Here is a 15,869-nt window from a genome sequence, read left to right as displayed (position 1 = left end):
GTTCGTGTCGGATGGTGTGCGCATACCTAGAAACTCAATTCGGCCCAGGGTCGATCTAGCCCATGTTAATTTGGACAACCCAATAAACGGTTAGCAACTAGTAGCCTCCACCAATCGTCGGCACGATCTATCCCGTATGACGAAAAAATCCGTCACAACCGCTACCGTTTAACTGGTCGTCAAAGCGAAAAGCCCCCGAGGGTCCCCGATCACCCATTTAGACGCCAGCTACCAGAATTTGTTCCCCTTTGAAAGCAAGCCAACCAGCGTTGCACCGGCGATCTCAGTAGCAAAACAGCAGCTGACGTGAGCGCACTCGCATCTGCGAAACGAAACACGCCGTGAGATTTACGCGGAGCGATTTACCCAGCACGTTCTAAGCGGTCTGTCGCAGACACCGCGCAGCAGAGTCTCTGACAGTCCGTCAGCGGCTTACGTGGCCGAAAGAGAGGGGAACCTTCGCGATATGCACATGCGTATACCGGCATGCCTTACGGCGGGTCATAGCCGCCTGGATTCCACGGGTGGCAACGAAGAATTCGTTTGACGGTCCGCCAGCAACCTTTGATCGGACCGTCCTTTCGGATCACCTCGATCGCGTACTGACTGCACGTCGGCGTAAAACGACAGCTGGGTCCGATTAGCGGGCTGATCCCCATTTGATAAAAGCGGATCATGGTGACCAGGATTGCTTGGAGAAATCGCCGGATCATTTTTTACTCTAGCCGACTGCCGGAGCCGATTCAAAACCCAGCTCCGCCAAATGAGCCGCGGTCCGCTCGACCGTAAATCGAATCTGCTCTTCGCTGTGTTCGCTGGTCAAAAAGAACCGCAATCGCGCGGCCGTCTCGTCAACGGCGGGATACAGAATCGGCTGGACGTTGATCCCGTCGCTCTTCAATCGATTGGACAATCGCAACGCAACCATCGAATTACCGGTGATCACCGGAATCACGGGCGTGCCTTCGCTATCGCCGGTATCCAATCCCGCTTCGCGACAGAGCGTCAGAAACAACTCGCTCAGTTGCCTCAAGCGATCGACTCGCTGCGGTTCCGCTTCCAACGTGTTGATCGCCGCCAAAGCCGCTGCAACTTGCGCGGGCGGCATGCCGACACTGAACACAAACCCAGGAGCTGTGTACCGCATCAATTCGACCAACGCGTCACTCCCTGCGATGTAACCACCGCACGACGCAGCCGATTTACTGAGTGTTCCCATCCAGATGTCAACGTCTCGCGCGTCCATGCCGAAGTGCTCGGCAATTCCTCGTCCGGTTTTCCCCATCGTTCCAAAACTATGCGCCTCGTCGACCATCAGCATCGCGCGATGTTTCTTCTTGACTCGCGCAAATTCGGGCACATCCGCAAAATCACCGTCCATGCTGTAGACGCCTTCGACCACAATCAGCACACGCCGATACTGCGAACGAATTTCGCTTAGCATTCGATCCAGTGCTTCGTAATCGTTGTGCGGAAACGGTCGTCGCCGAGCCCCTGAGAGCAGCGCGCCTTGGACAATACTGTTGTGCGATAGAGCGTCGTGCAAAATCAAATCGCCCGCGCCGACCAAGTGACCGATCGTGGTCTCGTTCGTGGCGTGTCCGCCGACCATCAAGATCGAACTATCCACCCCGATCCATTTTGCGATTTTGCGTTCCAATTCGCCGTGGATCGGTTTTTCGCCCGACACCAACCGGCTGGCCGAAACACTGGTGCCATATTTCGCGACCGCATCCGCAGCGGCTTTCGTCACGTCCGGATGCCCGCTCAAACCCAGGTAGTTGTAACTGGCAAAACTAATCAGTTCTTTGCCATCGACCATGGTTGTGTCACGCACGACCGAATCATGGATCGTAAAGTACGGATTGGGCACTCCGGTGATGGCCATTTGCTGCATCGTTTCTTTCAAACGACGGTACTCCGCAAATTGCTCGACGCTGTCTTCCGGCTCGACTTCCAACACAGGCGTGACTGGCTTGACGACTCCGTTGGTGCCGCTTGACGAATCGTTTTCCGAAGCCACTCCGCCCAGCAACGCTTCGGCGCGTGCTTCACCACCAGGCGGTAGATAACGACCGATCGCGACGGCCGTCTGACCAATCGTTTCGATCTCGTCCAACACTTGTTCGGGAAAACGACCACCAAAGGTTCGTTCCAAATTCCGCGCGATCTCCAACCGCTCCAAACTATCCAGCCCCAAATCCAACACAATATTTGTGTCCAATGTCAGGCCGCCGACAGCCCGTTCGCCGGCGATGTTTTTGACGTGGTGGATAATCGCCGCGACGACCGAAGCGTTGACATCAGAAGATTGAATTTGTCCGGTACGACCGCCTGCTGCCGCGGCTTGCATCATCGGCGCTGCATCGCCACCAACTCGCGCGCCGGCGGCCTCTTCCCACCGAACCCATTTTGCGACCAGTTTTAGATCACCATCACGGACTGCGTGCAAACACGCGTGACGCTGAATTTTTCCGCTACTTGTTTTCGGCACGCTACTGTTACGCACCAAATACAACGCGTCAGGCGGCAATTCATGTTCAGCGGTTACCGCGCGGCGAATCGCTTGCAGATGCGAGTCCCAGTCGACGTTTCGCAATCGTACCGTTTCGGCGACGATCGCCAGCTGCTCCCGACCATCGTGTTCCATCGCAAACGCGCCGACAGCTCCGGCTTGCACAATATCACTTGCCCGTTCGACCGTTTCTTCGATGTCCTGGGGATAACGATTGACGCCTCGGACAATAATCATGTCCTTCAGCCGCCCCGAAATATACAGTTGGTCGTCGTACAAAAACCCTAGGTCGCCGGTTCGCAGATACGGCCCGTCGCCATCAATGGTTCGTGCATCAAACGTCCGCTGCGTCGCCTGCATCCGTTGGTAGTAGCCACCACCAACCGACGGGCTTTGCACCCAGATTTCGCCGATGCGATCGTCCGCCAAAACTTTCCGCGAATCCGCGTCAACGATGATCACTTTTTCGTCAGGCAAAACTCGCCCACAACCGACCAATCGCCGGGCGGAATCGTCGTTTTCGTCAACCGGCAAAACGAACTTTTGATCCAGTTTGGGACCACTGAATGTCTGTGTGACCGGGCGTGTTTCTTTCGGGCCACCGGTGACCAGCAAAGTCGTTTCGGCCATCCCGTAGCACGGCAAGAAAGCGTTGCGTTTGAAACCGTACGATTCAAACCGATTAGCAAAATCGTTCAACGTGTTGTATCGAATCGGTTCGGCACCGTTGAACGCGATCTCCAGCGACGACAGATCGACGCCAGCCATTTCTTCTTCGTCGATCTTGTCGACACAAAGTTGAAACGAGAAATTTGGACCACCGCTAATCGTGACGTCGTAATTGGAAATGCCTTGCAACCAACGGGCAGGCCGTTGCAAAAATGTCATCGGACTCATCATCACATTGACGCGTCCCATGAACAGCGGCATTAAAATCCCGCCGACCAATCCCATGTCGTGATACGTCGGTAACCAAGTCATTCCGACGATTGGTTTTTCGGGCTGAAACGCTTGCAAAATCAATTTGCTATTCGCGACCAAATTGCCCTGCGTCAACATCACGCCTTTGGGTGAACCGGTACTGCCCGACGTGTACTGCAACACGCCAAGCGACTCCGTATCGATCTTGGGCATTTGCCAGCGGGCGGCGTCGCGACAAGCAGGGTCGTCGGTTCCCAAAATCTGGACGCCGACCAAATCTTCGTGCCAACGGTCGCCGGTCAACTGTTCGACAACGGTGCGAGTCGTCAGCGCCCATCGGGCGTTCGCGTCGACCACGATCGATCGAATTCGCGATGCTTTGCGATTTCGCCGTGGTGGATATGCCGGAACGGCGATCGCGCCAGCCGCGTGACAGGCAAAGAACCCGACGACGAATTCCAGTCCGGGCGGATACAACAACAGCACTCGGTCGCCCGTGCGAATCCGGCATCGACCTTGCAAGTAACCCGCCAGCGCGCGCACTTCGTTCCAAAGTTCGGCGTAGGTGTACCGTTCTTCAACGGATTCGACATCCGTAAAACAGAACGCTAGATCGTCGGGTCGATGTTCAGCCCAATGCTGCAAGATCGAAACGTAATGATCTTCCGGAGGAAGGTGATTGTCGAAGAAAAACTGCTGCAAGTCCACGGAGGCAACTGCACTTGGGATGTAAGTTCGCGGCTGTCACAGTTACCACGCCCGCGTTGGCTGCGTGATAGACTGTCGCCGAATTGATCAGTCAATGATGTTGTCGTCTTGTCTGCCCGCCAGCACCTTTCGATTGGCACGTTTCGGTTGGCACCGCGTCAATTGGCACCGCTTGAGTTATTTGCTGTCGCCGCCTTGTTGACGCCGTTTGATTTGTCAGCGGCCCCTTGAGTCGTCAGCGGCCCCTGCCTTTTGCTAGGAGGACCACGGACATAGGATACTTGGAACCTCCTAGGATAACGTGATTTACAGCAGAGTCACGCCGCCAGCGAAGTCTACGTGGGCGAAAAAGATTGCCTGATCGCGTCACGTCTCATTAGCATCCCAATTTCCTGCCTTTTCGGGGTAGCCGTCCATGCCAGCCGCCGACCGTTCGCCTGCTAACCGAACCACCCGTACGAATGTAACTGAGCAACGTGCGGGCGCCATCGGTGGCGACAATACCGCCAAAACCAGCGATTTCGAGGGACAAGCTCCTGCGCTGATCGATCGAGTGGTCAACTTGATGGACCCAGCGGGCAATATTCTGCTGGGCACGTCGTTTGAATCGGCTTGCCAAGCCGTCCGCAGAGGGGATAGCGAAGCGGTCGGTCAAATTCGTGGGCAGTTCGCCATCTGCCAACAATCCGGCAAAACGATTCGCATGGCCCGATCGATTGGCCGCCCGATGCGGTACTTTTTGGCCAAACGAGCCGAAGGACCTGCGCTGATCATCGCAGAACGAATCGACGAAATCCGCGAACAGCTCCGAGTCGAAGGACTCGACGACCAATTCAACCCCGCCTACACGCGAATGGTGCCCGCGCACCATGTCTTGGAATTGCAACTGGTTGGTTGCCCGGATCCGAATCCGCAATTGACTCGTTTTTTTGCCCCTTCCCGCAATCGCCTGGCTGCCGACGTTGACCAGATCGGTGAAGCCTACATTGGTCGATTGGCCGAAGTTTGCGATGCGTGGCTGGAGCAAGTTCCTGACGACCAACCGATCGGCGTGCTGTTCAGCGGCGGCATCGACAGCGGCAGCATCGTCATCGTTTTGGACTATCTGCTGCGACGACGGGGCCAATCCACCTCGCGGCTGAAAGCGTTCACGTTGACGGTCGAAGGCGAGTCGAAGGACGGCCAGCAGGCTCGCGACTTTCTTCGCCGCGTCAATTTGGAAATGATTCTGGAAATCATCGACCTGCCGCGTGAAAGCCTTAGTTGGGTCGACGCGATTCGAGTGATCGAAGACTACAAACCGCTGGATGTTCAAGCGGCCACGATGGGTTTGGCACTGCTGAGCGAAGTTCGCCGGCGGTATCCTGAGTGGAAGTACTTGATCGACGGCGATGGCGGCGACGAAAACCTGAAGGACTATCCGATCGAAGACAACCCAGAACTGACCGTGCGGAGCGTCTTGGGCAATCGAATGCTGTACCAGGAAGGCTGGGGCGTCGATGCGGTCAAACATTCGCTGACGTACAGCGGCGGTCAAAGTCGAGGACACGTTCGCACCAGCGCCCCGGCAACGGCGCTTGGTTTCCTGGGTTTCAGCCCCTATGCCGTGACCGATGTGATCGAAGTCGCCGAGGCCGTCCCCTTTGTCGAACTGACCAACTGGGACCATACCAAGCTGTACGACCTAAAAGGCAGCGTTGTTGCGGCCGGCGTACGCAAGATTACCGGGGTGGACATGCCGGTCTTCGAAAAGCGACGTTTTCAACAGGGTGCCGCCAGCGAAGACATCACGGCGGAACTGTTTCCGGTAGGTGATCGGGCGTACCGCGAAAAATTTGCTGAATTATTTCCCACCTGATAGGTGGTGCCGATCAGCATTTCGTTAATAATACCGCAACTTAGCTTCCTTCTTCATCGACGCTTCTTAGACGCATGACTTCGCAATCGCACCAGGTGACGCCCAACCGATGCCCTCTCTGCGAATCCAGTGTGAGTGTGGAGACGACGGATTTTTTCGGAGAAATTGACTGCCCCGACTGCAACAAACGCCTGTGGTTTTTGGCGGCAGCCGATTCTGCCCGGTTCTTTGAACAGGCAACGTCCGGCGATTTGCAGCAACAAGCGATTCAGATGATCGCGGAGAAATTTGAACTGGATCCGCAAAAACTGGCCGGCAATCCTCAGCTGATCAATGATGTCGATACGGATTCGCTGGAAGCCTTGGAATTAATCATGGACCTCGAAGACGAACTTGGTCTCGTATAAAAAAGTAAACGGCCACTCATGTTGATCGTCTGTCGCCATTGCCGATCAGCTATCAACAATGCGTCAACGCAGTGTCCCTGGTGCGGCAACCATCGTGAACCGATTGCCACCAGCAAACGGCGAGTTCAACTGAGCCTGCTGGCCTTGCTAATATTGGTATCCGCAACCGGCGTGTACTTTGGCTTTCTGCTCCAAGCCAACGCCTAGCGGTTGATCAGAATGCTGATAGGTCGCTCAAGCTTGTCTCCGCTTTTTCTCTTTAGCCCCTGCGTCAAGTCATCGTCCTGCCCGCAACGATCATCGAAAAAGAACCCGACGGCAACGGTGGCTTTGCAAACGTCACGACGCTTTTTCTAAAAGCCAGCCGCTGTCCGATCGGCTGCACAATGTGCGATCTGCATCAAAACACGCTGCTTGGCCCGACACCGGTGGGATACATCACGGAGCAAATCACTGAATCACTTTCCTTGCATCCACCATTGGCGTCGCCAGCACCACGCTGGATTAAGCTTTACAACAGCGGAAACTTTTTCGATCCCGCCAGCATTCCCCAAGACGAATACGCAGCCATCGCCAAACTGTGCCAGCCGTTTTCTCGGGTGATCATCGAAAACCATCCGCGTTTCGGAGCGTCACGGTTAAACCGATTTCAAAATCTGATCGACGGTCAATTAGAAATCGCCGTCGGCCTGGAAACTGTCCAACCCCGTTGGCTTGAGCGGATGGGCAAACAAATGACGCGTGACCAATTCGATCGCTACGCGCATACTTTAAATCAGACAGGCGTCGACTTGCGAGTATTCCTGATTGTTGGTGTACCGGGCATCACCGTTGCCGAATCCCTGCGGTGGGCACAGTTGTCAGTTCGCCACGCCATTCGCCAATCCGCCAGACACATCAGCTTGATCCCTGCGCGCGCCGGGCATGGTTGGTCGGGCCAAGCAAACGAATTGCCAGCCATCGAACTGGCCGACTTGCAGACGATCCAACGAGCAACCCAAACCGAAACCTGTACGATCACCATCGACCACTGGGGTTTGTCACCGACTCCTACCAAAGCAGAGCCGTGAGACAGCAGGCGGAAAGCAGCAGGTCGCCAACCTTCACAAACTCTATCAGTCCGACAAACCTTCATTTCGCTGCACTCGCTGACGAAACCGACCGCTTTCCTGAACATGCTGGCGAACTTGTTCGCGACAACGCTGCACAAACTGCGAGACTTTGTCGGTGCGATAGTCGGGATACGTCCAGCGATGGTGAATCCATTTTTTCGCGACGTAGTTCAACGTCACTTCGGCAAACATACCGTCACGAAGGTAAAGTCGATGGTCACGGTCTTTGGTCGTCGCCAAGACTAACTTGGCCTGTGTCACGTAGCCGCTATCGAGATTAAGCGGTCGCTTTTCCGGTTCTTTCGCAGTGGACGCGTATTCTTTTTCCCAGCCAATCGTTTGGTGTTTCCAGTCCGCCAACCCGCCTGGCTCTTGCAAATCAGCAAACGCAACCAAAACCTTCTTCAGCTCCGGTCCCATCTGTTCGTCGTAGTAGCCGTTCGCCACAAACGGTAGCGGTTCGGATTGATGAGCGACCTCCCCCCACTCGCCAGTTAGCTTTTCGACGCCCCACGCGATCGCCGCTGGATGTCGCGATATGACCGCGCACATGCGCACGACGGGTTCGATGTATTCGATTGCAGCCACGGCCGTCAGAATGTCTGGAAGGAAATGAGATAGATCCGGTTGGGAGGGCGGAATGTAGCATGCCCGATGCAATGCTACACTCTACCGACCATCGGATCATTTTTGCCACTACAAGAGATCATATTTGATGCACCCTTGGATCGCTGACCGCACAACGACTTTTGACGCCAGCGGAATTCGCCGCGTTTTTGATTTGGCCGCCAAACTGAAGGACCCGATCAATTTATCAATCGGACAGCCTGATTTTGATGTCCCCACCGAAGTCCAGGATGCTGCCATCGAAGCGATTCGGTCTGGCAAGAACGCGTATTCGCCGACACAGGGCATCGCGCCGCTGCGGGCCGCGCTCAAAGCCGAAATCGCAGCGAAGTATCCACATGAAGACCGCGATGTGTTTGTCAGCAGCGGCACCAGTGGCGGACTGATGTTGGCCATGATGGCGATGGTCAATCCAGGCGATGAAGTCATCTATCTGGATCCGTATTTTGTGATGTACCCCGCGCTCTTAAAAATGTGCGGCGGCGTTCCAGTGCCGATTGATTCGTACCCCGATTTTCAATTGGATCCCGATAAAATCGAAACCGCGATTACACCACGGACCAAAATGATTCTGGTCAACAGTCCGGGGAATCCGACGGGCGTGACGGCGACCGAAGAACAACTCGAAGCGGTTGCCAAAATTGCCGCCAAGCACAACATCGCGCTGCTGTCGGACGAAATTTACAGTCAGTTTTGCTACGACGGTCCCTACGCGTCGCCCGCCAAACACAACGACCAAACGATCGTCATCGATGGGTTTAGCAAAAGCCACGCGATGACTGGCTGGCGAGTCGGCTATGTTCACGGACCAAGCGAAATCATCGCAACGATGCTTAAAATCCAACAGTACTCCTTTGTCTGTTCGCCACAGCCGGCGCAGTGGGGCGCACTGAGGGCGATGGAAGTCAATCTGTCAGGGCATATCGATGACTACCGCCAAAAACGAGATCTGATCGCAGGCGAGTTGGCCGACTACTATGAATTCACTCGTCCCGGCGGCGCTTTCTACCTGTTTGCGAAAGCTCCCATCGACAGCGGTGAACGTTTCGTGGAACAAGCCATCGAAAAGGGACTGCTCATCATCCCGGGAAAGATCTTTAGCGACAAAGACAGCCACTTCCGAATCAGCTTTGCCGCCCCCAACGAAACGCTGCACAAAGGCATCGAAGTCCTCAAGCAGTTGGCCAAATCCTAACCGTAACCTTCCCCAGCAATCCCTTGTTTCCATTGTCGTTGTTGTCTGCAAAATCACGAACCGGAAAACTTGCCTACCGCGCGTTGGTACTTTTCGCTTGGACTTCTGTGCTGACGTACTTTGTGTGGTCCGTCGGCGCTCTGTACCACTTGCAATTCGTGCCGGCTCCAGTGGGCCTACTACTGGCGGTGGGTTACTTCGTCGGTGCGATCTGGCTGCTGCGTCATCTCCAAGATAGATCTCGTTGGTTGGCCTGCATCGCCGGATCCGTCCTATTGGTCTACTTGATCACGCTGGCTCAGCAACCTAGCAACGATCGAAATTGGGCGATCGAACAAACCCGCACTCCGTTGGTCGAAATCGATGACGATCACGTCAGTGTCCGCAATGTCCGCAACAATACGTATCGATCCGAAGCCGACTTTGACGTGCACTATCGCGACGAATCGTTTCGGCTCAGTGAACTGACAGACGTTTGGTTCGTTGTCCAGAAGTTTTCGGCACTCGAAGGACTCGCCCATACGTTTCTTAGCTTCGAGCGAGCTTCAGAAGTCGGCCCCCAGTTCCTTGGTGTCTCGGTCGAAATTCGCCGCGAGCGGGGCGAAACGTATTCGCCCATCCGCGGTTTGTATCGAAACTTTGAAGTCATCTATATTCTCGGCGACGAGCGAGATTTGATTGGATCTCGCACCGTGATGCGGCCGGATGATCGAGTTTGGATGTATCGCGTCAACGCAACGCCCGGCGAAGTTCAACTGTTGTTTTCAGATATCGCCAAACAGATTAACCAACTCAATCGCCGGCCCGAGTTTTATCACACGCTGCTGAGGAACTGCACCAACGAGATCGTTTCGCACACTTATGAATTGACACCTGCCCCGATCAATTGGCTGGACCCACGAATTGTGCTCCCAGGTTTCTCCGGGCGATTCGCGTACTCTCAAGGATTGGTCGGAAAAGAAGACCAATCCTGGGCCGATCTGCAAACAGAATCTCGAATCGACGCCCGCGCACGGGAAGCAGGATTGGTACCTGATTTTTCGATGCGCATTCGTAATCGCGACTGGTAGTTTCTTTCCTTGCCGCCGTCAATGCAATCGCACTGCAATTAGATACAAGAGCGGTGAAGAAAGGTCCAACCAGCAAGGATCGCAAATAGATGGCTTACGCCCGTCGCTCGCGTCATCAGAAGCGGCGTTCCACGACGGCTTTGTGGCCTAGCGGCGATCGTCCGATCACCAACGCGATCGCGGCGCCGGCTACAAATCCGCCGATGTGTGCCCACCAAGCAACTCCCGTCGAAGCGCCACTCGCTACGCCGTTGTACATCTGCATGGCAAACCAAATGCCAAGAAACGCGGGGGCAGGCAATACAAACGTCGTCAACAAAATCGGGATCGGCAAAATCGCTTGGACTTTTGCATGCGGATACAACCACGCGTACGCCCCCATCACACCGGCTATCGCGCCACTGGCACCGATCGTCGGTACCGGGCTTTCGGGCGATGAAAAATAGTGGGCCATCGATGCGGCAACGCCCGTGCCGACATACAGCAACACATATCCAATGTGCCCCAGTCGATCTTCGACATTGTCGCCAAAGACGTAAAGGAACCACATATTTCCTAGAAAGTGCATCCAGCCTCCGTGCAAGAACATGCAGGTGATCAAAGTCATCCACGGCGCGATCGCCGCCGGTGCCAGCTCGTGCGTGACAGTCTGGACCCGTATCCCAGACGCTGTCTGCACCGGAACGTTTTGCTCGATCAATGGCGTCGCAGTTGCATCGCCCAATCGCATCGGCACCATTCCGTATTGTTCGACGATCGTACTTCCCTGATCAGCCGAAGTAAGCTGCGCCAAAAACGCCAGCGCACAGATCGCGATAACCGCGTAATTTACAAACGGCGTCGTGTGGCTGGGGATGCTGTCGCGAAGCGGGATCATAGCAGATCGATTAAAGTATCACTGGACGCGTCTCGAAAATGACTGGCTGGACAAATTTAACCAGACGCAGATGTTACCAGACGTCGACTCGTATCCTATCCCCTGTCGCATTTCATCAAGCGACATCCTCCTGCCTCCATCCCACCAGTACCCAATGCCTAGGCCCAAATTCTTGCCAATTACCATCTGCTTGATGGTCGCCCTGTCGCACACGGTCGCTTATTCGCAAGAAAGCTACCCCGCCCATGTCGATACTCAACGTGTCGATGACGTTCCACGCGGCAAAGTGATTTCGCATCGTCTAACCGAAAGCAAAATTTTCCCCGGAACCGAGAGAGACTATTTCGTCTACGTTCCTGCGCAATATCGCGCCGATCAGCCCGCGGCCCTAATGGTGCTCCAAGATGGTGCAAAGTACGTCAAGGAAAACGGTGCGTGGCGTCTACCGACCGTGTTTGACAACTTGATTCACCAAGAAAAGATGCCCGTTACGATTGCGTTGTGCATCAATCCCGGTGTCGTCCCGGGCGGCGACGGCGCACAAGATCGATTCAATCGCAGTTTTGAATACGACACCGTCAGCGATCGTTACGCCAGTTTCATCGTTGACGAAATGATTCCGCTTTTGCGAAAAACCTATAACATCACGGACGATCCCAACCTACGCGGCATTGGTGGCAGCAGTAGCGGCGCGATCGCAGCATTTGGTGTCGCTTGGCACCGGCCCGACCAATTTCGACGCGTATTCAGCACCGTCGGAACATTCGTTGGTCTGCGCGGCGGCAACGAGTATCCAACCTTGGTGCGAAAGTCCGAACCAAAACCGCTGCGTGTATTCCTGCAAGACGGCCGCAACGATCTGAACATCTACGGCGGAAGCTGGTGGAATGCGAATCAAACCATGCTCTCAGCACTTCAGTGGGCCGGCTACGAAGTCCAAAACCAATGGGGCGACGGAGGACACAATGGCAAACATGGTGCCGCTATCATGCCCGACGCCATGCGTTGGCTTTGGAAAGATTTCGACCAACCGATCGCCAATGACACCGCCGAACACCCCGAGCTAAAGAATCGGATGCGGATCGACGCCAGCTGGGAATTGGTCAGCGACGGCCACAAGTACACCGAAGGCCCGGCCGTTTCTCCGCAGGGTGACGTCTACTTTGTCGATGGTCCGCGCGGCGAGATTTGGAAAGTGAATCCGGACGGCAAGGGCGCCACCGTTTTCATCGACGACATGCCGGGCGTTAGCGCGTTGATGTTTGATGGTGACGGGAACCTGTACTGTGCACGCAACAAAGCCAAAACAGTCACTCGAGTTGCATCCGACGGAAAACGAACCGACTTGGCAACCGGCATGTCGTGCAACGATTTGGTCGTGGTCGCAAACGGGATTTATTTCACAGGCCCCGACGAAAAAGCCATTTGGTTTCTGCCGCACGGTGAATCAGAACCACGAAAAGTTGGCACCGGTCCGGAGAAACCCAACGGACTGATCGTGACGCCCGACCGCCGATTCCTACAAGTGGTGGATGCGATGGGTCGCTACGTGTGGTCCTACCGAATTGGTGATGACGGCGGGCTAAGTCACGGGCAACCTTATTTCTATGTTCACGCGCCCCAGGACGAAATGAACACGGGCGGCGATGGGTGCACGATGGCCGCCAATGGTGAATTACTGGTGGCTACCAAACTGGGCGTGCAGATTTTTGATCAACCAGGCCGAACGCACGTCATTTTAGAACGGCCGAAGCGAACCGGACGTTTGTCAAACCTGGTCTTTGCCGGTGACGATATGAAAACGCTTTACGCGACCAGTGGAACCAGTGTCTACCGACGCAAAACCAACATCAAAGGTATCGCGCCTTGGCAACCGCCGGTCAAACCAGCCAAGCCCCGACTGTAATTTTCGGCTGCCTGGCCAACACGGACAAGCGATTGATTCTTCACGCTGATTCAACAAAATGAGCCAGTTGGACATCATGTCCAACTGGCTCAATTGTTTCACTACATTCAGATTTGGATTGCAACGATCCTTCGTTTACGCAATTCATTCCTGTCACTGGGAAAGAAGGAGAGCTTCCTGTGAGTAAACTCTCTTGCCCTCTGATGAAGCAGCAAAAATAGGGAGTGACATCCGTGTACGTGGACTCCGAGGAGAACCACTGGCTGGCGTCCGACTGTTACCAACTCCCGAAAACGTTGCACTGCATCCTATGCAGCAAACCTAGAGCAACCGAATCATTCGGCAATCTCGTGGTCGGGGGAACGGCCCGCCAGCAAGGCGGGCAAACAATCTAGGACCGCAGGGGGTCTCGAAGATCTGGTCGAGCGAGGTTGTTCAAACTAGTTGCGAGTGAACTCTTGATCGAGTCGTCAAGATGATTCGCTGGGGGCGAGCCGAGGGAAACAAGCGTGCTTGTGTCACTGGGAAATCGCATTTGAACAAACTCCAATAAAATAGATCAACAGGTCACAGCGAGTCGTCGTAAACGGCGTTGGGTCGCGGACGTGTCTTGATTGGTATGGTGCAAACTTTGGCGATCTGAACCCGTTGTGTCAACAACAAACCAGAGCGACTTTTCAATTTACTTTTTCTTTTGTTCTCAAAGGTTTAAAAACGCGAATGAAGTGTCTTCAAAAACTTTTTTGAATCTCATTTTCCGAACCATCAATTGACGAACGCAACTTGTCGTACGCCAATCGTTTTTTTCTCGTTGGAATTCACTTGACGTGCGTGTTCGAAGGTGCTTTTACGCGTCAAAGTTTAGACGCTCGTGACAAACCAACTCGCTGTCGAACGAGCAACGCAACCATCGCCAAAAGCCTCTGCAACGTTTGCTACAATCAACTGCTAGCCGCCTCGCATCGCCGACACATCAGCTTGGCAACGCGCAACGTGGGCCGCCCCCAGACATGAGCAGCACAATGTGACATTTCATCACCAACAGTGCGTTTGATTCGCAATTCCCACAGCTTCTCTTCTTTCATTTTGCATCAACGATTGGACAACGGTTTTCAATGAATTTCGCTTCCAATCGATCGTCGACGACAACCGATGCCAGTGAGTTTCCAGACGCCGCTACACGCGACTCGTCGCGACTTTGGACGCCTGAGTACGTCAACCAAATGCGGAGCCTGCTGGGTGCCCCTGTGTGCCGCCAACTGGGCATCTACGAATTACCAGATGGGTTCACTTTGTCAGTGATCGTTCCCGTATTCAACGAAAGTGGAACGCTGCAAAGCGTTGTCGAACGTCTGGTCGACACGGGCATGCCGATGCAAATCATTCTGGTCGACGATGGCAGCGTCGATGGAACAGGCGATGCCATGGATGCGATTGCAGAATCGTATCGACACACTCCAAACATCGCCGATACACACACTCGAGAAACCGGTTCGCAATCTGTCAACGCATCACCACTGTTAGCGAAACAAATTGCGGACGACCGCAAGCTCCAGATCGTCGTTCTTAAACACGAAATCAATCGCGGCAAAGGCGCTGCGATTCGTACGGCCATCGCATCGGCAACGGGCGATGTGATCGTGATTCAAGACGCAGATCGCGAGTACGACCCCAGCGACTTTCGCCACTTGTTGCAACCGATCTTGGCACAGGAAGCCGACGTGGCTTACGGCACTCGCTACGGGCACTGTGACCGTCAGCTTTCACCCTGGTGGCACCAAGCAGTCAACGGTTTCTTGTCGACGCTTGCCAGCCTTGCGATCGGCATTCGTTTGAGCGACGTAGAAACGTGCTACAAGATGGCGCGAACCGAGCACTGGAAAGCCATCCTGCCAGCGCTGGACGAAGACCGATTTGGTATCGAAATCGAACTGACGGCGCGTTGGGTACGAAGTGGATTGCGGTTTACCGAGCGTCCGATTCGCTACCAGCATCGTTGGTACGACGAAGGAAAGAAGATCGGATGGCGTGACGGCGTCAGTGCGATCTGGTGCATCGCAAAGTACGGTCTCTTTCGTCGCTAAGAAAATTACTTCGATTCGCCGGTTACTATCTTGCCAAACATGTGACCGCCAACCGCATCGTGCTGCCAAGTCCCGGCATAGCGATTCGAATGAATCAGGACTCTCGCCCCAAACGTCCCCATCCCAGGGATCCAAAATTGATCCATTGTGATGACCGGAGTGCGTCCAGACCAAAGAATTTTCAGGTCCAGGGGCACTTCTTGGTCGACGTCGCCGTATTTAATGCGGGCTGTCAATCGGTACATATCCGCCTCGGGCAATTTCTGACACTTACTGATCGTGTAAGTTTCCGTTTTCGGCGTTTTGTCTTCGCGTCCGTCGATCGTAAACTTGCCCACAAATTTGGCACCCGAAAGATAGTTCGCCAACTTGGTCTCTTTCGCTTCCGCATCAGCTGCCACTCCCGAAACGGCTTGCTCACCAGCCTGTTCGCCGGGCTGCCGTGTTTCGGAATCACCTGCACTCCGCTTATCCTCTTGAGCGGACAACGTACGCGTTGAAAAACTAATCGCCAACGCAAGAAGGCACAAAGCTGTTCGAATCATCGCCATGTCTCCGGTCAAAAAAAGGGGAACTGAGGCCAAACCTA

Annotated in this window: 12 protein-coding genes; 7 read left to right on the top strand and 5 right to left on the bottom strand. The window is 54.6% G+C overall.

Going from position 1 to position 15,869, the window contains the following annotated elements:
• Positions 1 to 491: 491 nt before the first annotated feature.
• A complete protein-coding gene (gene yidD, locus K239x_RS12100) occupies positions 492 to 677 on the bottom strand; it encodes a membrane protein insertion efficiency factor YidD (protein ID WP_419189968.1) in 186 nt (61 codons plus the stop codon).
• Positions 678 to 721: 44 nt separating this feature from the next.
• Positions 722 to 4,165, bottom strand: coding sequence for an aminotransferase class I/II-fold pyridoxal phosphate-dependent enzyme (locus K239x_RS12095; RefSeq protein ID WP_419190086.1), 3,444 nt, complete (start codon positions 4,163 to 4,165; stop codon positions 722 to 724).
• Positions 4,166 to 4,709: 544 nt separating this feature from the next.
• On the opposite strand from K239x_RS12095, the gene K239x_RS12090 reads away from it, so the two are divergent.
• From K239x_RS12090 to K239x_RS12080, 3 genes are all read left to right on the top strand, one after another.
• Entirely contained in the window at positions 4,710 to 6,002 is a 1,293-nt protein-coding gene (locus K239x_RS12090; protein ID WP_419190085.1) for an asparagine synthase-related protein, read from the top strand.
• 74 nt (positions 6,003 to 6,076) lie between these two features.
• A complete protein-coding gene (locus tag K239x_RS12085; RefSeq protein ID WP_145418256.1) occupies positions 6,077 to 6,409 on the top strand; it encodes an acyl carrier protein in 333 nt (110 codons plus the stop codon).
• 386 nt (positions 6,410 to 6,795) lie between these two features.
• The gene (locus tag K239x_RS12080) at positions 6,796 to 7,479 is read left to right on the top strand and encodes a Fe-S oxidoreductase (protein WP_145418254.1); all 684 of its coding nucleotides are present in this window, start codon (positions 6,796 to 6,798) and stop codon (positions 7,477 to 7,479) included.
• 45 nt (positions 7,480 to 7,524) lie between these two features.
• Here the strand turns inward: K239x_RS12080 and K239x_RS12075 are convergent, their stop codons facing one another.
• Positions 7,525 to 8,109, bottom strand: coding sequence for a DUF4416 family protein (locus K239x_RS12075; RefSeq protein WP_145418252.1), 585 nt, complete (start codon positions 8,107 to 8,109; stop codon positions 7,525 to 7,527).
• A 127-nt stretch (positions 8,110 to 8,236) separates the two neighbouring features.
• Between K239x_RS12075 and K239x_RS12070 the strand changes: the two genes are divergently transcribed.
• Both K239x_RS12070 and K239x_RS12065 read left to right on the top strand, forming a co-directional pair.
• Positions 8,237 to 9,343, top strand: a complete 1,107-nt coding sequence (locus K239x_RS12070) for a pyridoxal phosphate-dependent aminotransferase (protein WP_145418250.1) — start codon at positions 8,237 to 8,239, stop codon at positions 9,341 to 9,343.
• 23 nt (positions 9,344 to 9,366) lie between these two features.
• Positions 9,367 to 10,413, top strand: a complete 1,047-nt coding sequence (locus K239x_RS12065) for an Lnb N-terminal periplasmic domain-containing protein (RefSeq protein ID WP_419189967.1) — start codon at positions 9,367 to 9,369, stop codon at positions 10,411 to 10,413.
• A 115-nt stretch (positions 10,414 to 10,528) separates the two neighbouring features.
• Here the strand turns inward: K239x_RS12065 and K239x_RS12060 are convergent, their stop codons facing one another.
• Positions 10,529 to 11,290, bottom strand: coding sequence for a rhomboid family intramembrane serine protease (locus tag K239x_RS12060; protein WP_145418246.1), 762 nt, complete (start codon positions 11,288 to 11,290; stop codon positions 10,529 to 10,531).
• 154 nt (positions 11,291 to 11,444) lie between these two features.
• Here K239x_RS12060 and K239x_RS12055 point away from each other — a divergent pair, with 154 nt between their 5' ends.
• Both K239x_RS12055 and K239x_RS12050 read left to right on the top strand, forming a co-directional pair.
• Positions 11,445 to 13,196 carry an SMP-30/gluconolactonase/LRE family protein gene (locus tag K239x_RS12055; protein ID WP_145418244.1) on the top strand — a complete coding sequence of 584 codons (1,752 nt, stop codon included), beginning with the start codon at positions 11,445 to 11,447 and terminating at the stop codon, positions 13,194 to 13,196.
• A 1,115-nt stretch (positions 13,197 to 14,311) separates the two neighbouring features.
• The gene (locus K239x_RS12050) at positions 14,312 to 15,280 is read left to right on the top strand and encodes a glycosyltransferase family 2 protein (protein WP_145418242.1); all 969 of its coding nucleotides are present in this window, start codon (positions 14,312 to 14,314) and stop codon (positions 15,278 to 15,280) included.
• Between the two features lie 5 nt (positions 15,281 to 15,285).
• On the opposite strand, the gene K239x_RS12045 is transcribed toward K239x_RS12050, so the two are convergent.
• Positions 15,286 to 15,825 (bottom strand): hypothetical protein, encoded by a 540-nt coding sequence (locus K239x_RS12045; RefSeq protein WP_419189966.1) that lies wholly within the window; start codon positions 15,823 to 15,825, stop codon positions 15,286 to 15,288.
• Between the last annotated feature and the right edge of the window lie 44 nt (positions 15,826 to 15,869).

The sequence above is a fragment of the Stieleria marina genome (assembly GCA_007741555.1).
Lineage (GTDB): Bacteria > Planctomycetota > Planctomycetia > Pirellulales > Pirellulaceae > K23-9.
The sequence above is the reverse complement of the archived record's forward strand: the minus strand, read 5'-3'. Positions and strand labels throughout refer to the sequence as shown.